At 65.9% G+C, this 18,351-nt stretch carries 14 protein-coding genes and 1 pseudogene; 4 read left to right on the top strand and 11 right to left on the bottom strand.

Annotated elements, in window-relative coordinates; translation table 11 throughout:
- Window positions 1–463: 463 nt before the first annotated feature.
- A pseudogene (locus AB0M47_RS36355) lies at window positions 464–1,690 on the top strand (IS701 family transposase); the annotation flags it as partial.
- A gap of 81 nt (window positions 1,691–1,771) precedes the next feature.
- On the opposite strand, the gene AB0M47_RS36350 reads toward AB0M47_RS36355, so the two are convergent.
- The 6 genes from AB0M47_RS36350 to AB0M47_RS36325 form a co-directional block, all read right to left on the bottom strand.
- Window positions 1,772–2,224 carry a hypothetical protein gene (locus AB0M47_RS36350; RefSeq protein WP_363422291.1) on the bottom strand — a complete coding sequence of 151 codons (453 nt, stop codon included), beginning with the start codon at window positions 2,222–2,224 and terminating at the stop codon, window positions 1,772–1,774.
- A 246-nt stretch (window positions 2,225–2,470) separates the two neighbouring features.
- Window positions 2,471–2,926 (bottom strand): hypothetical protein, encoded by a 456-nt coding sequence (locus AB0M47_RS36345; RefSeq protein ID WP_363422289.1) that lies wholly within the window; start codon window positions 2,924–2,926, stop codon window positions 2,471–2,473.
- 16 nt (window positions 2,927–2,942) lie between these two features.
- Window positions 2,943–3,380 carry a hypothetical protein gene (locus tag AB0M47_RS36340; RefSeq protein ID WP_363422287.1) on the bottom strand — a complete coding sequence of 146 codons (438 nt, stop codon included), beginning with the start codon at window positions 3,378–3,380 and terminating at the stop codon, window positions 2,943–2,945.
- A gap of 9 nt (window positions 3,381–3,389) precedes the next feature.
- Window positions 3,390–3,686 (bottom strand): hypothetical protein, encoded by a 297-nt coding sequence (locus tag AB0M47_RS36335; RefSeq protein ID WP_363422285.1) that lies wholly within the window; start codon window positions 3,684–3,686, stop codon window positions 3,390–3,392.
- A gap of 521 nt (window positions 3,687–4,207) precedes the next feature.
- Entirely contained in the window at window positions 4,208–4,579 is a 372-nt protein-coding gene (locus tag AB0M47_RS36330; RefSeq protein ID WP_363422283.1) for a hypothetical protein, read from the bottom strand.
- Window positions 4,580–5,754: 1,175 nt separating this feature from the next.
- On the bottom strand, window positions 5,755–10,047 hold the full coding sequence (locus AB0M47_RS36325; protein ID WP_363422281.1) for a S8 family serine peptidase: 4,293 nt from the start codon (window positions 10,045–10,047) through the stop codon (window positions 5,755–5,757).
- Window positions 10,048–10,958: 911 nt separating this feature from the next.
- Here AB0M47_RS36325 and AB0M47_RS36320 point away from each other — a divergent pair.
- On the top strand, window positions 10,959–11,744 hold the full coding sequence (locus AB0M47_RS36320; RefSeq protein WP_363422279.1) for a hypothetical protein: 786 nt from the start codon (window positions 10,959–10,961) through the stop codon (window positions 11,742–11,744).
- A gap of 238 nt (window positions 11,745–11,982) precedes the next feature.
- Here the strand turns inward: AB0M47_RS36320 and AB0M47_RS36315 are convergent, their stop codons facing one another.
- From AB0M47_RS36315 to AB0M47_RS36305, 3 genes are all read right to left on the bottom strand, one after another.
- Window positions 11,983–12,864, bottom strand: coding sequence for a DUF1963 domain-containing protein (locus tag AB0M47_RS36315; RefSeq protein WP_363422277.1), 882 nt, complete (start codon window positions 12,862–12,864; stop codon window positions 11,983–11,985).
- Window positions 12,865–13,308: 444 nt separating this feature from the next.
- The gene (locus tag AB0M47_RS36310) at window positions 13,309–13,920 is read right to left on the bottom strand and encodes a DUF6518 family protein (protein WP_363422275.1); all 612 of its coding nucleotides are present in this window, start codon (window positions 13,918–13,920) and stop codon (window positions 13,309–13,311) included.
- A gap of 83 nt (window positions 13,921–14,003) precedes the next feature.
- Window positions 14,004–14,402, bottom strand: a complete 399-nt coding sequence (locus AB0M47_RS36305; RefSeq protein WP_363422273.1) for a VOC family protein — start codon at window positions 14,400–14,402, stop codon at window positions 14,004–14,006.
- A 100-nt stretch (window positions 14,403–14,502) separates the two neighbouring features.
- Between AB0M47_RS36305 and AB0M47_RS36300 the strand changes: the two genes are divergently transcribed.
- A complete protein-coding gene (locus tag AB0M47_RS36300) occupies window positions 14,503–15,471 on the top strand; it encodes a YafY family protein (protein WP_363422271.1) in 969 nt (322 codons plus the stop codon).
- 76 nt (window positions 15,472–15,547) lie between these two features.
- On the opposite strand, the gene AB0M47_RS36295 is transcribed toward AB0M47_RS36300, so the two are convergent.
- Entirely contained in the window at window positions 15,548–15,901 is a 354-nt protein-coding gene (locus tag AB0M47_RS36295) for a helix-turn-helix domain-containing protein (protein ID WP_363422269.1), read from the bottom strand.
- Between the two features lie 97 nt (window positions 15,902–15,998).
- On the opposite strand from AB0M47_RS36295, the gene AB0M47_RS36290 reads away from it, so the two are divergent.
- Window positions 15,999–17,018, top strand: a complete 1,020-nt coding sequence (locus AB0M47_RS36290) for an NADPH:quinone reductase (protein ID WP_363422267.1) — start codon at window positions 15,999–16,001, stop codon at window positions 17,016–17,018.
- A gap of 41 nt (window positions 17,019–17,059) precedes the next feature.
- On the opposite strand, the gene AB0M47_RS36285 is transcribed toward AB0M47_RS36290, so the two are convergent.
- Window positions 17,060–18,001, bottom strand: a complete 942-nt coding sequence (locus AB0M47_RS36285; protein ID WP_363422265.1) for a hypothetical protein — start codon at window positions 17,999–18,001, stop codon at window positions 17,060–17,062.
- Window positions 18,002–18,351 lie beyond the last annotated feature (350 nt).

Here is an 18,351-nt window from a genome sequence, read left to right as displayed (position 1 = left end):
GGATACCTCCGCGCACTCAACACAGAAACCACAAACATCGATATAGTCACATCGATCCGATTACCGGGTCAACGTTTCATGTCACACCACTAGCAACCTGCTGGGTACCTCCTTTGGACAGCCTCGTCCGTAGCCAGGTCAGCGTGGCCAATGGGTCGTCACGGGGCCAGGCTCGCGGGCGAAGAGGTCTCCAGACGCACTCGATGTGCTTCGCAGCCGGCGCTTTCTACTACGGCAGCCTAAGATCGTGATCCGGCCACCGGGCCGATGATCACAGGTTGGCCAAGTCGTTGTGCACCAGGGGAAGTAGGCACGGCCGCCGCTCGATCATGTCTGTTGTGGACATACATGAGGTTGCGGCGACCGTTGCCGCCAGGATGGACCCTGCCCGGTGGCGGGGTGAGTTCGAGTCGCTGTTCGCGCTTGTGGCGCCAGCGTTCGCACGGGTGGAACCGCGCGGCGGGCGAAGCTGTTCATCCAGGCTCTGCTCGGCCCGATCGAGGTCCGCACCTGCTGGCAGATCGCCGAGTACGCCGGGGAGGCTGATCCCGGTGGGATGCAACGACTTTTGGCGTCGGCTTCGTGGGGCGACACATGGGTGCGGGCGCAGATCCGCGACTATGTGATGGCCGCGTTCGGGCCGGGCGGAGTGCTGATCGTGGACGAGACCGGCGACGCCAAGAAGGGCATACACACGGTCGGCGTGCAGGAGCAGTACGCCGGCACCCTCGGCAAGATCGACAACGCGCAGGTCAGCGTGCACCTGGCCTACGCCGCCCGCGAGGGTGCGCGGGCACTGATCGACTTCCGGCTCTACCTTCCCTCGTGCTGGACCGACGACCCCGACCGGTGCGCCACCGCGAAAGTGCCCGACGACATCGGGTTCGCCACGAAACCGCAGCTGGCCTGGCAGATGATCGAAGACGCCCTCGACGCCGGAATCGACGCGGCATGGGTAGCCGCCGACGAGGTCTACGGCAACGACACGAAACTGCGCGCGCGACTACGCGTTCGCCAGATCGGCTACGTCCTGGCGATCCGCTGCGACACCGCCCTGAACCGCTGGGACTACCCGAACCTGACCATCACCGCAGCTCAGGTGGCCGCCACGCTGCCGCCCGAGGTCTGGGGCCGGTACCTGGCCGGCTGGGGCTCGAAAGGACCCCGCTACTACCTGTGGGCATGGGTGAAGATCGTCGAGACCGAGGACGACGGCACCGACTGCGGCCACCACTGGCTGCTGTTTCGCCGCAACCCGGCGACCGGCGAGCTCGCCTACTATCGGTGCTGGTCACCCATCCTGGTCGGTCTGCCCACCCTGACCTGGACCGCCGGGCTGCGCTGGCCGATCGAATCCTGTTTCCAAGACTCCAAGGGCCAGACCGGCCTGGACCAGGTGCGGACCTGGCGGTCATGGCACCGCTACACAACCCTCGTCCTGGTCGCCGCGGCGTTCCTGGCCGTCCTGGCAGCCCGCCAACCCCGACCCACGCCTTCGACACTGCCCGCCACCGACGAGATAGGCCCACTGAGCGCGGCCGAAATCCGCCGCCTGCTCGTCTTCGTATTCACCCGACCCGATACGACGATGCGCCATGCATTGTCCTGGCTCGCCTGGCGCCTTGCCCATCAAGCCCGAGCCCGCCACTACCACTACAAACGCCGAACACTACTCGACACCAGTCGATGATCCCGATGTTCGGCTGCCGTATTAGGCAGCACCTGTACCATGAAGCAAGCTGTAGGGCCTGCTCTCTATAGGTGCGACCGATCATCCCGGATCAAATCCGCGTCTCCGCGCAAGGTTCTCAGCTTTAATGAGTATTGATCTCAGCTGTTTCTCTGACATACTGCGTTCACGCACGATGAGAACGAACGTTGTGAAGTAGACGTGGGCTCGCTGCTGCTGTCGGATCCCCGATAAGTCAAGATCCTCGCCGAGCGCGGCCCGGATCATCGCCTCAGCCTCGATGGGAACGATCTTCTTAAGGTCAGCGTGAAAGCTCGTGCGCATGTACTGTACGTATGCCGCGATCTCGTGAACTGGTGTCGTTGCCACGAAACGGAGGACGACCGCCAGCTCGAACGCGGCCTGCCAGACAGCAAGTTCAGCTACTTCATCGCTGATCTTCACCGAGGCGGCCGGCCGCTCCATGATCTGGTCAAGAAGCCATTGCGCGCTACGCGTACTGAGTTTCGTACCTTTGCGCCCGAGGCTAATCATCGCTGGTCCCCTCGTTAGTCGCGGGCCGCTCCGTGATGTGGCCGAGCAACGGCGCTACGCGTTGTGGACGTTTCGTTGTCCTCGGAGGCCGTTCGTGTTTACGCCGTTTTGCTTGCCTCGCTGAGTCCCGCGCAGGAGGTAGGTGATCATCGCCTCTTGGGGGCCATTGTCGCCAGGCTTAGTTCGGTCGCCGACGGCTCGGGTTTGGGTTGATTTGACTCCTCGCCACCCGCGGCAACATTCAGATCATTCGGGTGTGAAGCCCCGCTCACGAGCTACGTTCTCAGCAGTGGCCAGTAGCCTCCGTAGGTCTGTGTCGGAAATCGCCTTGTCCTTGACGATGATCGAAAGAACGACCACATAGACCAGTCCACGGTGCCGTGGCTTGATAGCCTCGATGTCGAGATCCTCGCCCAACGCCGCACGGATGAGGGCCTCGGAGTCGATCGGCGGGATCGCCGCGAACTCGGGCTTGAATCGGTCATGCATGCGCTGAGCAAATGCGGAGATTTCAGCGACGGGTGTGTCGTTATCGAAAGCCGATCGTACGGCCAATTCGAAGGCAGCGTGCCACAATGCCAGCTCGCTACGCTGGTCCTTGATATTGCGCTTCGGCTCGATGTCTTTGCCCGTGATTTCGCTGAAGAGCCAGCGCCCGCCCAGAGTCGTCAGCTCCGGTTCTCGTCGTCGTACCTTGAACACGCCCTGTCCCTTTCGCTTACTGTTCGGTCGCGGCGGCGGCGCCCGCTTCGGCTGCCCGGATCACTTCTTCGAGGTCGTCAGCGGACAGGCGCAACGTCTTCGCGATGTCTACGATTAGGCCGCACGCGACTCGTCCTTGGTCGTCCATCGGAATCCCTGTGACGATGCCAGGCTCCCCCATGACGAATCGGATGACCGCTTCGGCGATGCGGCTGTCGGACGGTGAGAGAAACCGGTCTTCCCGGAGGCAGGCCGACCGCACGTATCGCGCGATGCTCCGCGGATCTGCTGGATTACCGAGCAGCAGCGTCGATAGGCTCGCCAGCAGTCCGCTGGCGACCATTGCCGCATATGCATCGATTCTGATGTCTGGCTTCTCCGCTGGGCGGGCTCCGGAGAGAAGCGCCCGCATCAGCAGGCCCACTTCGTCGCGTGCATTCCTGTCCGATTCCATCGTTCGCCTCTATCCGAATATGCTGCGGAATGCTGCCGCTACTACAGCTGCGCCCAGCGCGAGGGCACCGGTGGCCGCGTCCAGATTGCCAGGGCTCGGATTGATGTCGCCCAGCATGGGTGGTTGCATCTGCGAGGCCGTCGTCGCCTGTGGTTGGCCTTCGCGCACTCGGCCGACGACGCTCTTGATCGTATCAACCACGTCGTTCATGCCTTCGTCGACGGCTTCTTGCTCCGCAGCAGTGCCTTCGGCCACCTCCGCATGAGCGGCCTCGCTGAGTGCGCTCTCGGACGCGGCGACGTCCACTCCGCCGGCCGCGCCTACCTCTGCCCCGGCCCCGACAGCCGCTTCAGTGGCTCCGGCGGCCGCTACCCGGCTGCGCCTGCGGCTGCTGTTTCGGCGGCGCCGGCTGCGGCTAGCTCGGCCCCTTCCGCGACGATCGAGTTGACGGACCGGCTGCTTGACCGGCAAAACCAACTTTGAGTCCTGCCGGCGCCGTTCGCCCTGCTTCTAGCGCAGAATGCGAGCTAAGCGTCGGGCTGCTCGTGTCCCTTCGTCTCAGGCCTTCAGCGGACGCCGCGACGGAACAGGGTCATCTTCACGCAGCTCAGACTTACACCAAGGTCATCGCCGATGTCACGCATCCTTGCCTGCTCCGGCACCGATCAAGGATCTCGTCGCGAACGTCAGTCTTGTCGCCAGCCGCCAATCTGCGAGTACCTGGCCTGAACCGAACCGCAGGGGCGAGCCTGCGTGACGGGAAGACTCCACTGACAACGTGGGTCAGGCCTACCCGGACGGTCTTTGCGGTGGTCGGCCTGGCCGCGTCAGATACCGGTTGGATACACCTTCAGATTCTCTGCCACCACGACGATCGCCTTTCCGGGTGAGACCTCGATGGAGCCGTCGTCAATCTCGACCAGCAGAAGTCCGTTGGCGATCCGGAGCGTCAGGACGTCCTGGTCCTGCATCTCGACGTTTCCCCGCAGCTGAGGGCCCTCGCGTAGCGTCGCTTCAGCGCCGTCCATCGCAATCGCGTCGCCCCATCCGAGCATGGAGACGATGTCCAGCTCAACGTCGACGAGTTCGCCAGCGTTGGGCGGCGAGCCAACCCACTCGGCCTGTAGCGGAACACCTGCTACCACGATGTCTACCACCGTCGGCAGACCCGGATGCACCACGACGACATGAACTTGCATGCACCAGATGATCGCAGCCCAAGTCCGGTTCTGCCCCCATAATCGCGCAACGCTCGTTTGCACACGTCGCGAAAGGAATCGACTCGACCAGGTAGTTTTGGAGCTGCAACGCGCACGCCTGCTAGAGCGCGGGCGCGGGCGTTGCCTCGGTCAAGGTTCCGCAGGGAGAGAAACTTACGTGCGCATGGAACGGCCGGAGGGCACGGTTCAGGACGCTGTCGAACCAGAGCCAGCTCCGGCACTCTCGTTGGGGCGGCTGAAATCCATTCCGAACCCAACACTCATCGAACTCACGCCCGGGTGACAGGTCCACAGTTATGGCTAAGAATTGGAGTGGGAGCGGTTTGGGATGAAGCCCGCCAAGGAAACCAACCCCAGCCCCCTCAATGAGCCCGTCCGCTCCGCTGACGGCTCATCTTGTAGATCGCGGTTACCACCCGGCGTCGAATCCATGCTCGACGGGCCTGGAGTCCTGACCCCATCCGCGATCATTGCGGCGCGCCCCGTCCGAGCCGCGCCGCCTGGTACGCCACCAGTCAGATCGACGTAGGCGGACCGCCGTAGCGGTCACATTTTGCCCGTGAGCTGCTGGAATGCGGTTCGGATTCTGCCACGTATCGTCCACCATAAGTACAGCTCAGAAGCCCTCCGGAGGATCTTCCTCGGAGGGCTTCATCGATATTAGTGGGCAAAGCGCTCCACGTCACCACGCCCAGGCCGCAGTGCAGCGGCGAAGAAGCGGCCGCATTGCCAGGTCCGGTCGAGCCAGAAACTCCACTGCCCACGGTGGTGCAGCGGACATCGCGCTGAGCGCGACACCGCCGAAGGACGCGGCCGGGGCGCGGGCCTAAGTCGCCCGTCGTCAGTCCGACGGCAGTTTGCTACCGCCGAACATCCCCGCCACTCCGCCAGCGTCGTTTCCCTTGTGTCGGCGTATCCGGTGATGGCCCTGCCATACGCCTTGGCTCGGATGACGCTGCTGGCCCGAACTACACCGGCCAACCCCGATCTACTCCTCCGGCATGAGCAACCGCAAGTCCGGAATAGACGCCTGAATTTGCGATGTCGGCTGAGCCTACCCTTTCGTATACCGCGATCCGCCGGGTGTGGTCGCGATCGCGACTACACCCGGCGGATCAGATTTCCTTACCGATAGTCCTGATGGAACGGTCGGCTCACAACGTGCCGCACTGGCCGACCCGCGGCCCGCTGACGGTATTCGCCACCCCGCGGTTAACCGGTGGCGGCTCGTTGCCCACGCATCGCAATATCCCGACAATCTGGTTACCGGAGACCACGCTCGGATCGTCGCCGGTCCGGTTGCCGACCAGGCTGACCGGGCCGACCACCCGCACTCCGCTGACCAGGACCGGACCGGTGGTGCCGGTGATCGAAAGCGGGCCTTCAATCTGGCTACGGGTCAACTCCACCACCGTGGCACCCGTTGCGGTCACCGGCCCGACGACGCTGGCCTCGAGCGCGTACAACCCGGCGCCCTTCTCAACCGTCATCGGCCCGATCACCTTGGCACCCTGAGCCAGACATGTCACCCCGGCGCTGACCGTCAGCGGGCCGCGGTGCTCGCCGCTGATCACCTGGGCGCAGGTCTGATCCGTGACCTCAAGCGTCACCGGCAGCGTCACCAGCCCGTTGTTCGGGTCATCGTTGCTGACACAGAGTTGCGCCCGGTATATACCAGCGGCCAGCCCGGTGCTGTCCAGGGAGACTGTCACCTCGCTGGACTTGCCGGCGCCGGTGGCGTCCGAGGCACGGTCCACCGACAGCCACGGCACCTCGTCGGGTGTGACGCACGGTTGCAGATCGGGCAGTTGGACGTGGGTGATGAATCGGGCCGTCCCCTTGTTGTTCTTCACCGAGACCAGCTGGTTGGCCCGGTTGATCTCCTCGACGCCCCGCGAGCTGGTGACCAGGAAGTTGCCGTTGCCGAGCTGGTAGACGCCCTGGTAACCGGTGCCCTTCGCAGGTGCGTAGGTGCCGATCAGTTTTCCGGTGGAGTCCATCTCGTAAACCCCTGCGGGGCCGCCGCTGCCGTAGTTCGCGGCGAGCACGTTGCCGTTGGGCAGCTCCACCATCTGGCCGGGCCAGCTGATCCCGTTGACGAAGCGGGGGTTGGCTCGGGATCCGTCCTTGCTGAAGCTGTGGATGGCGTCGCTGTCGCTGGCTGAGATCAACATGTCGTTCTCGCGGAACAGGATGCCCCATGGACCCTTCATACCGTCGGCGCCGGGGGCGACGAAGGTACCCAGGTACTTGCCGTCGGCATCGAATTCGACCACCGACTGGGCGTTTGCCTGCGCGGCGACCGTCACCAGCACAGTGCCACGCGGAGAGAGTGCAATACCCCGCGTGTTGGCCATGATCCTAGGGTCGTACGCCCCGGCGGACGGGGCGAAGACACGGCGGAAAGTGCCGTCCAGGCTGTACTCGGTGACCACTCCGTTTAGCTGGTCGGACATCAGGAACCCGCTGCCGTCCGGCTTGGCCACGATCTGGAACGGCGTGTACAAGGTGCTAGTCGGATCGAACGAGACATGCGGGATGAACTGCGGATCGATGAGGTTTCCCGTCTGCGGGTCGAACGCCATCACCCCGCGCGTACTGCTGCCCGAGTTGGGAATCAGCAGCACACCGTTACGCAGGAGCCGGACCCGCTCGTCGTCTGGTCCCGCGTCCGGGTCGTCGACCCGCCAGTCCAGCACTCCGAAGCCGGTGTTGCGGACCGTGAAGCTCTGTTTGGTGACCAACCCGGCCGGCTGCCGAGACGAAAGCGACTTCTGCGCCACCGCGATCCGCGGTACCGGTATGACGGTCAGTGTCAGCGAGATCCTCGTGTTCGGCTCGTCCTGGTCGTTACTGGCCAGACAGAGGTCAGCCTGGAACACGCCACCGTCATCCAGGCCGGTCGAATCGAGCGTGATCTCGATGTTCTGATCGGTGAACGGGGCCAGGTCGCCCTGTGCTGGGGTCACTTTCGCCCAGGACGGCCAGGAGCAGCCGGTGCCCTCCCCCGTGGCCTGCCAGGTCAGGGGGGCGCCGCCAGCGTTGCTCACCTTGACGGTGTGGCGCTCGCTCTGCGCGACATCCATGCTGCTGCTCAGCGCGGCCTGATCCACGGTCAGATCCGGAACGGCGGGCAGCACGGCGACCGGGAAGTGGGCCGCGGCGACCGCCGGCCCGTCCCCGCCGTGCCGGGCATCGGTCGTCAACTCGATCGAACCGAAGAGCCACTTGTCCCGGGGGGTTCCGGTGACGTCCAGGGCGATGGTCAGGGCCTGGCTGGCTCCGGGCGCCAAAGTGAACTGCGTCGGCGTGACGCTGATCCGTACCCCGGTAGGCGCCTTGGCTGCCACCTGCCAGGTCGCGCTCACTCCGGCCACGCTGGACACCGTACGGGTGAAGGTGCAGACGTTGAGGCAGTGGTGCTCGACGACGGCCGGCAGATTCAGGGTCTGGGGATCGCCACCGGTCTCGGGGTCGGCCGCGATGAAGTTCGCGGCCGTCTCATCCAGCACCAGTCCGGCCCGGGCGGCCTGTTCCAGGTTGATCCGGCCGGAGCCGGCGTCGAACGGGTCGGCTGGGGTGACCCCGTCCTCCTTCCGTACGCTGTCCCGATCGGCGGTGACCGCCAGCGCGGAGCGGATCCGGGTCGGCGACCAGTCCGGGTGTAGGGCCGCCAGCAGCGCACCTGCCCCGGCCACATGGGGCGAGGCCATGGATGTGCCCTGCATGAAGGCGTACTGGACCGGGTCGGTGGCCGTCGCCATCGTGGCAGCAAGGATGTTGCGGCCAGGGGCGGCGAAGATGGGGGCGAGCAGATCGAACTGGCTGGGTCCGCGGGAGCTGAAGTCGGACACCAAGTCGGTCCACTTCGGATTGCGTATCACCTCACTGCCGGTGCCCACGTGCACCTCGACCGGGCCGTTGACGGTGGTCAGGTGCTCACGCAGCCGTAGCCCATCCGCCAGAGCGACCATCACCGCAGGGATCTTGCTGCCCTTCAGCTCGCCCATCGTGATGGGCGGGCCGGCGAACTGGTTGTGCACGATCACGCCGGTCGCGCCGGCGGCGGCGGCGTTGGCGACTTTGACGGAGAAGTTGCATCCTCCCCGGGTGATCAGCGCGACCTTGGCACTGAATGCGCCGGCCGGGAAGGTCTCACAACCCAACTCGTTGCCAGGCTCGGCGGTGCCGGAATACCGGAGTTCGCCCTCGATGGGTGGGATCGGTGAGCCGTCGCCGATCACAGCGGGAATGCCGGTGAGCGACGGCGGCACCGGTCCCGGCGCGGTCACATCGAGCCGATGGGCGATGACCCGCTCTTGGTCTACCGAGGCTACGGAGGCGTTCCACGGCGCGGTCTTCACCACCGTCTCCGCGCCCGGTCCCTCGTTGCCCGCGGAGGCGGCGATGAAGATGCCGGCCGCGTACGCCTCGAGGAATGCCTGGTCGACGAGGTCGTTCCACGGGTTGTCCGACCCGGAGATCGAATAGTTGAGGACGTCGACCCCGTCGGCGATCGCCTGGTCCACGGCGGCGATCGACGCCGACGAGAAGCAGCCGATGGTCAGGCAGACCTTGTAGGCGATGATGTTGGCTCGGGGCGCCACCCCGGAGACTGTGAGGGTATGCGAGTCGGTGCCAACCTTGATGGTGGCCTGGTGCCTGTTGCCGGCGGCGGTCGAGGCGGTATGGCTGCCGTGGCCGTTGTCGTCGCGAGGGTCGGTACCCACAAACGACCAGGCGCCGATCAGCTTGTCGTTGCAGATCGCCCGGTAGTTCGGGTGGTTCGGAGCGCAGACGCCGACGTAGTTGCCCGTGCCCATGGGGTTGGTGTGCCGGTAGCCGTCACCGTCTACCGCGGCGAACGACGGGTGGTCGGGGTTGATGCCGGTGTCCAGCACGCCGACGATGACGCCCTCACCGCGGGTAGCGACCTCGTCGGGAGTCCGGCCCTCCCAGACGGCCGGCGACTGGATCTGCGTATTGCTGGTGTCGGTGGTCAGCTTCAGGGTCTGGTCGGGTACGACCGCCGCGACCCCCGGCAGGTCGGCCAACCGAGCAGCCTCTTCCGCGCTGGCCTCGATCGCCAGTCCATTGACCACGTTCTGATACCTGTGGGCAACCCGCACGGACCGGCCCAGGCTCGCCGCGATCTCATCCACCACTGTGTCCTGCTGCCGAGCCAATTCCTTGAGATAGGAGGCGCTGGCGGTCGACCGGGTATTGATCTTTTTACGGGAAGCCGCACCGGTCTTGGTGACGGCCGCCAGCGACGGCTTGTCCAGCCGCAACAGCCAAAGCCCGCTCTCGGGCTGCGGCAACCGGGCGGGCGCCGGTGTGCCGGGTGTCTGCTGGCCGCCTGGCTGCGGCGTACGGGCAGGTGCCGCAGCTGCGGGCACGCTCAACGTGCTGAGCAGCAGCGTCCCCGCCGCCAGCGCCGCGACCACGCGGCCCGGCGCCTTCCAGGAAAGAGAGTTCCGACGAAATAGGGGTGGTGCCACCGTGAGCTCCTCACTATGCGGCGCAATACTCATGTCACGCTGCTGTGGCGAAGCAGCGTGTGCTCCGTGCGGCGCGCTTGATCATGCAACCTAAAGTGCTCAGACAGGTTGGGGCAACGGATTGGCCGTCATCGGTTGAACAGATGGGGCTAGTTGATCGGACCTTGTGGAGGTACGCGGACAGCTCCGGTGGAGGATGGACCCACAATGGGCTGCCCAAGCACTGCCGCAGATGCAGCCGAACAACGGGGCGGCGACCTACCTCATCAGCATGGCAATCTCCTCTGACGCCTGATGGAGAAGCCACGGTTGGCATGGTCGACAATCTGCCGATGCCCGCCCATTGGACTGCCGCCCAGATCACCAGCCACCTTCACCGGGTGGTCCTGGCCGCACACGGGTTTACCCGATCGGGACAGCGATGCGAGCGTTCCGACGGCGGCCTGTACCGCCGGCTGAGCGTGCACACCCGTACTTCGGGATCGCGGCCACAGCTCCAGCTGGTTGCCTGGGTCGGCATCGCCGGGTTGGAGCGCAGCAGGCCGACGGCGGCCGTCGACGGCTAAACGTCCTGGTCTGTGACCAGCGAGAAGATCCTCGACGATCGGCCGTCACGGGTAGGGATCATGACTTGCCTGGCCACCGATCAAGTCGCCAGCTCGTGCTGCTCGTGTACGCCGACACCGCCTTCGTCCCCGGCCGGCGAACTGAGTCTGCATCGGACCACGGGTCGCGCCCGGCGGCATGGCCCACTACGGTGGGCAGCGCGTAACCGGCTGGGGGGAGGCTTGAAGGTGGCGAGTGGACCGTCCCGTTCGCGCGGGATCCTGGCGGCTATCGGATCCGTCGCAGCAATCGTGAGCGCGGCTGGTGCTGGACTCGCCGGGTGCTCGGCGAAACACGAGTCCGCGCCCTCACCGCAGCCTGTGAGCTGGGCGGTCGGCGCGTGCGTCCGCCAGGTCGACGGGCCCACGGCGATCCCCTCCGGCACCAATGCCGCGTTGCGAGTCGCGTTGCTCGCCCGGCAGACGTTCGAGCCGGTGGCGTGCACCGATCCGCGCGCGCAGTCGAAGATCATCGAGTTGGGCGCGACGTTCGACACGCTCGACCCAGCCAAGCCGCTCGATCCCGGCTGCCCTGACAACGCCGACGCGGCCTACCGGCCGACCGGAGCGCTTCCGCTGCAGAAGCGGCTCGCCTGTGTTCGTAATCTGAAGGCGCCCCATCCAGGCGACCCCGGCGGTGGTGGCGGCACGAACACCATCGCTGGAGACTGCGTGTTCATTGTGGGCATGCTCGACAACGGCTACGAGGAGCTGCCGTGCGACTGGCCTCAGGGCTGGTTCGCCCAAGTGCTCGCGGTGGCACCTACCCCGACGAGCTGCCCCGCCCGCGACACGGTCAGCCGGCTCAGCTACGGCAACGGCAGCTTCCTGTGCCTAGGTCAGGGCCACGGCGGGACCATAGCCAAGCCCGGCGACTGTGTCACGGAGATGGGGTCCGCGCTCGCCCCGATCACGCACACCGCCTGCACAACCAGCACGCGCAAGCTGGTTTCCCTGGTGGACAAGGGAAAGCCCTGCCCGTCCGGCACGAAGGCCAGGTGGTCACCGGGCTACGATCGCAACCTCTGTCTTCGTTAGAGGGCCACTCGACAGAAGGCCACGAGGATCGGCAAATGAGCATCGACGGCCGCTCACCCAAATCTGGGAGATCCGCCGACACGACCCACACGCGGGTCGTCCCCGGGACGGGCATGTCGAGCGGTGGTGTTGTCGTCCCTCATCGCCGGTGACCGAACGCCCTGACATCGACAATAAGGAATGCCCGGTATCTGACGCCGCAACGCAGATCGTGACCGTGTCCGACGCCGCCGGTGTCCTACGGGATCAACTCAGCCACGGAAAGCGCCTCGTCCAGCCGACCAGCGGCCAGGTCATCGTGACGGATCACGAAACTCCCGTCACTGCGGTAGTAGAACTCGTTGTCTACGGGAAAACGGGCGAGCGACACCCACTCACTCGTCAGCCGGTGCGTCTCCTTCTCCACATGGGAATACCAACTCGCGACCGGGATGACGATCTCGCCGGTCTTCTCGCGCCCGGCAAGGGCCTGCTCCGCGATACTCTTCATTACCTCCTCGTCGGCATACCCGCCGATATAGGCGCTGACGTATCCGTTGTGCGGCGGCCAGAGATCGTTGGCCAGAGCACAGAGTTCGTCGAGGTGCGGCAGGTCACGCTCGAGGTCGCGGGCCAGCTGCTGCTGGAAGGCCGACAGGTCGTCCTCGTCCTCGTCGTCCTCGTCGTCCACCCCGAACCAATCGGGGAACTCCGCGCGCAGCGTGGCGCCGACGTGGTATTGGTCGCCGACGATCTCGCGGTCGGTGGTTCCTGCCACTTCGGTATCGGTACCGGCCGCCACATACACGACTCGCCCGTACCTCCGCTCCCCGGTGGCAGCGGATTGCTCATGGTCCAGAAAGAACAGCAGCGAGCCGTCTGCCGGCAGATCGAAGCCGTCGACTCTTGGCAGCGCCGCACAGTCGACCGAGAAGGTGAACGGCAACAAACTGACCCCGTCCGACGGCCAGTCCATGCCGACCGGCAGCCGGGGCAACCCACCGAACTGCCCGGCCGGGACATCGCCGGATCCCCCGCTCAACTGGATCGACAAACGGAGGTGCTGGATAAACCGGCTTACCTCTTCGTCCGGGATGCCCGACGCGAGCGCTGCACGACGAAATTGCCCCTGATGATCCATAGCGCAACATCGTGCCACGAGGGCGAGTCCGGCGATCTGGGTGCCCCACGGCCCGCACGCGGGTTTCGCCAGCACCGCTGCCGCCGTGATCGGGCGCGCACATCTCGGCAGATCCCAGAAAGTGCAGAACGGGACATGTCCATCCCCGTCGTCGTCCTGCCCGACGGGCGTCTAGCCGAACCGCGTGGTCGCGAGTTCCTCGACACTCTCGGCCCGCCGGTCGCGGGCTGACAACAGGCAACCGTCTCCAATGGCCGAACGTACCTGCGCCCTGAGTCCGCTGACCGGGTCGGCGACCTGTCGCAACCCGCTAGTCGACTCATCGGCGGTGGGCGTCGAGCCGCTCCGCTTCGTTCCGGCTGACCGGAAGGGCGCCGGTCGTGGGTCTCATTTCCACGGCACCGACCGGGAGCCGACTGATCTTGATCCCAGCACGGGGCCTCGCTACGACACGAGTGCGAATGCGAGGTAGATCAGCGCGGCGAGTGGGAGGGCCGCAGCGAGTGCGAGCGCCCGGTTGCAGTTCGATCGGCCGACGAGCACGACTGCGAGGATGCCCAGCGCAATGTCGATCATGACGTTCCAACCGTACCCGGACTCGTAGCTCGGATCATCGAGCCGGCCCGCGAACCGGGCCGCCTCCTCGAAGAACACCGCGGCCGGCAGCGCGGTCCCGACGATGTGCCGCCAGCCCTGTTCGCGGGCCAACGTGCCCCCTATGCCGAAGACCACGCCGGCAACCACACCGAAGGCCATCCACAGCAGCGACGTCGGCGACCACGCGACGGACAGTTCATCGGACTGGATCAGGGTCGCGGTGACGTAGTAGGCAGGCACCGCGATGACGAGCAGAACGCTGGCGCCGATCGCTGCGCGGGCCCACCCGGTCCGAAGCCAGTAGCCGTAGAGGAATGCGGCGACAGCCCAGGTCGCGGTGGAGTTGCCGAGCTCGGCGAACGGGTAGGGCACCCACTTGATCCACACGAAGTCGAGGGAGCCGAGCAGTAGCCCGCCGACAACGGCGGCCAAGCCCGCCTTCAGATGATCACGCTGCACGGGCGAAGGATACCGGGTATGCATGAGGGCCCAGCTCGGCTGGACAGTTCAGGAGTCCCATCTCAGGCCCTGAGCCGACCCGGTCATCGGCCGAACTTCTCGATCGCGGCGGGCGTGACCGGGGTGAAGAAGTTGACCATGTTGCCGTCGGGGTCGCGGAACAGCAGCGCACGGTTGCCCCACGGCATCGTCGTGGGCGCGTTCACGAAGTCCTCCACGACGCCCTTCAGGTCCTCGTAGAGCGCATCCACGTCGTCCACTAGGAACTCGATGATCGCGGTGTGGTTGTCGGCCGGACGGGCCGATCCCGGCGCGAACAGCGGGACCGTGCGAGTGCTGCCGATGGCCAACGTGCCGTGCGCGGTGCGCAGCTCGGCGAAGTCCTGGTTGCCCCAGACTGCCGACACGCCCGTCACCTTCTCGTAGAAGCCGACGAGGCGGTTGATGTCACCAGTGATGACGCGGATCGAGACGAAGTCCATGGTGTGCGCTCCTTAGTCCGTGGTTCGTACGTGCGGGTCGACATCACGCTAGAACTGATACTGGACAGAAACGGTCCAGTATTCTCGATAAGCTTCGGACATGGCGCGACCGACAGCCCAGGTGCTGACGCTGCTGGAACTCCTGCAGTCGGGTGGCATTCGGACGATGGCTGAGCTCGCCGACCGCCTCGGGGTCGAACCGCGCACCGTGCGGCGCTACGTGGACCATCTGATCGACCTGGGCGTGCCGGTCGAGTCGTTGCGCGGCCGCTACGGCGGATATCGGCTCGCCGCCGGTTACCGTCTGCCGCCGCTCATGCTGAGCGACGACGAGGCTCTGGCCGTGCTGCTCGGCCTGGTTGCCGGCCGACGCGCCGGGCTGGCAACGGCGACGGGTACGGCGAGCGAGACGGCCGCCGCGAAGATCCGCCGGGTCCTGCCCTCCCGGGTCGCGGATCGGCTGGACGCCGTACTCGAGTCCCTCGCCTTCACGGCCGAGCCCGGCGACGTCCCCGCGCCGCAGGCGGCTGTCCTGCTCGCCATCGCCGACGCGATCCGCCGCCGCAGCCCGCTGTCGATCCAATACACCGCGGACCGCGGCCGGCGCAGCGCCCGCGTCCTGCATCCGTACGGGCTGGTCAATCACTCGGGCCGCTGGTACGTCACCGGTGTGGATCCGGAGATCGGCGAGGATCGGACCTTCCGGCTCGACCGCATCGCTTACGCGCGGACGGTGCCCGGCTCGTTCGAGCCGCCCGCTTCCCTCGATCCCGTGGAGCGTGTTCTCACCTCGATGGCACGGGCGCCGTACCGGCATGAGGTGATCTTGCGCATCCAGGGGACGCTGGAGCAGATCCGCAAGCGGCTACCGGCCAGCGTCGCCGAGATACGGGATGACGAGGACGAGGGCTGGCAGCGGGTGAAGATCCGGGCCGAGAGCCTCGACTGGTTGCCCGGGGTGCTTGCCGGGCTCGACCTGCCGTTCGTCATCGAGCGTCCGGAAGAGCTCCGCGACCGGGTCATCGCCCTCGCCGACCGGCTGTCGGCCTCGGGACGCAAACTGCCGTAGCTGCGTGGACATGAGAGTTGTCCACTCCGCCGTGGAGGTCCACCAGCGCCTCGAACGCGTACTCGGTTGGCCTGCGTCATGCGGTGGGGGTGGGCGCCTCCGTGGCGGCACGGGCAGGGCCGTCTTCGCGGAGCATGGAGAGCAGCCCGGGGAAGCGTTGTTCCACCTCGTCGTACCGTAGCGTCACCAGCCGGCGGATGCCGTCGACGCGCGTGCGGATCAGGCCGGCCTCGCGCAGCACCTTGATGTGGTGCGACAGGGTGGACTTGCCGATGGTGACGCTGGTGTCTTTGAGGACGTCGCTGCCGCAGGTCCAGTCCGCGGCTGCGTCGAGCGCTCGCACGAAGGTGAGCCGTACCGGGTCGGCGAGCGCGCCGAGTACGACGTCGATCGTCATGGTCTCGCTGGCGGGTTCGGTCACCTCGGTCACGAGATCCAGCGTAGCCATCATTTGCCGAAAGTTCGACCAAGGCCGTACGGTACGATGCAGATCGAACCGTACGACACAGATCGAACATTGGACGGTCATGAAGGCGATCATCTACCGTGACAACGGCGGCCCCGACGTTCTCCAGCTCGTCGAGCGTGACCGGCCCACGCCGGGACCTGGCATGGTCCGCGTCCGGGTCGCCGTGTCCGGGGTCAACCCGACGGACTGGCAGGCCCGCTCCGGCATCGCCCACCGCAAGCTCTTCCCCGAGGTCACCCCGCACCTTGACGGTGCCGGCGTGATCGACGCCGTCGGTGAGGGTGTGGACCCGGCCCGGGTCGGGCAGCGCGTGTGGATGTTCATGGCGGCCGCCGGGCGGCCCACCGGCACCGCAGCCGAGTTCACCGTCGTGCCTACCGACCAGGCCGTGCCGCTGCCAGACGAGGTCGGATTCGACGTCGGCGCGTCGCTCGGCGTGCCCGCGCTGACCGCACACCGTGCGCTGACCGTCGCCGAGGACGGGCCCCGCCGCCTGCATCCCGACGCACTCGACGGCAAAGTGGTGCTCGCCGCCGGCGGGGCCGGCGCGGTCGGGCACGCCGTCATCCAGCTCGCCCGATGGGCTGGCGCCACCGTGATCAGCACCGTCAGTCGCCCGGAGAAGGCGAAGCTGGCCACTGCGGCCGGCGCCCACCATGTGATCAACTATCGCGAGGACGACCCGGCCGCTGCCATCCGTGCGATCGCCCCGGACGGCGTCGACATCGTCACCGAGGTGGCGCTCGGCGCGAACATCGCTTTGGACCTGGCCGTGCTGCGTACACGAGGCACGATCGCGACCTACGCCAATGAGGGCGGACAAGCGGTCGAACTGAACGTCGGGCAGAACATGGTGCTGAACACCCGCTTGCATTTCCTAGTGCTCTACACGGCCGGCCCGCAAGCACGCGCCACAGCCGTCGAGGACGTCACCGCCGCGGTCCGCGACGGTGCCCTGCCAGTCGGCGAGCAGCACGGCCTGCCACTGGTCCGCTTCCCGCTACACCGAACCCCGGACGCCCACCGGGCAGTGCAGGCCCGCACGATCGGCAAGGTACTCGTGGACGTCACGCCCTGAAGGCTTGCCGAGTAGAGCGATCGTCGGCGCCTCGGTCGTGGTTAAGCGACATAGCCGTTGAACACGTGGACGCCGTCGAACGCGCCGCTGGAGTTCGCGCGGTTCGTGCTGAAGTACAGCTTGCCATCGCTTATCCCGACGCCTTCGATCTCGAACAGTTTCGAGTACGCCGACGACGTGATGCGGAAGGAGAGGTTGGTAGCTGCGGGCGCGGTCCCCGTCGTTGCCGTCGAGACGTTCCGATAGACGAGTACGACGCTGCGGTTTTCCTTGGTCAGCGGGTAGTAGAGGATCTTTTTGGCGGCGTCGTAGTAGATCCCCTGCGTCAGGAAGGTGCCGAGGTCTGACACCGTGGCGCCGTTGACCAGGGCGCCTTCGACCTGCAGTGTGAACGCCTTTGTCACGTTGATGGTGCCGGTATTGGCGCGCAGCGGAAGGCTGCCGTTGTAGATCGTCTTGCCGGCTTTGAACAAGAACTTGATCGTGGTGCTGGAGACCGACACTCGACTGATCCCAGACGGCGCCCATGCAGCACCGTTGAGATGTACCTGGTAGGTCCCGACGCGATAGTAGGTGGTGCCGTCATAGCGGAGTTTCACTAGCTGCGCCCCAGTCGACTTCATGGTGACGACGAACATGTGATGCTGCCCATCGATGTCCACGATCGTCATGTCGTTCGCGTGCCCGAGCCAGGTGTTGGAAGTTCCGCCATTGGTACCGTTGGTCATCAATACTCGCGCACCAGTCGTCTTGTGGACGCGGTAGATGGCGGAGACATCGTCGTAACCACTGTGATTCTTGATCGAGTAGAGATATGTCGATCCGGCGGCGAAGCCTTGAACACCTGTGCAGCAGCCCGTGTCGGGCGTGCCGGCAATGGTCGTGTAGGTGTTGTAATAGGCGGCCTGAGCTGCTGGTCCGGTCAGTACCAGAAGACCCGCCGCCAGCAGAGTCACCGTCGCCAGGCGTCGAGCAAACCGCATGTGGTCCTCCCCAGGCTTCACTGACCTCGAAGGCCAGTCCGTCGAGGTCGGCGCGCGCAGGCTAATTGAGTACAGGTAGGACGGTCAAGGCATGCACAACTGAGGCCGTCAACCTGGCCCCGACGGACCAGATCCCGCCTCGCACAGGTCCAGCACCGCGTCCTCGCCCAGCACGCCCGCGGCGAACCGCCCACTCCGGCGCGTCCACGCAGGACACGCATTCAAGAGCAACTGGTACGCCGAAGGTTCAGCCTGAGAGGGCGTCTAATTCACGAACTTTGTGAGTGATGCCGGTTTAGGTGTCTCGCCAGGTTGGGGTGTTTTCGCCGGTGGCGCGTTTGGCCAGGTTG

The organism is Hamadaea sp. NPDC051192 (assembly GCF_040682475.1).
Taxonomy (GTDB): domain Bacteria; phylum Actinomycetota; class Actinomycetes; order Mycobacteriales; family Micromonosporaceae; genus Hamadaea; species Hamadaea flava.
This window is presented reverse-complemented; position numbering and strand designations above follow the sequence as displayed.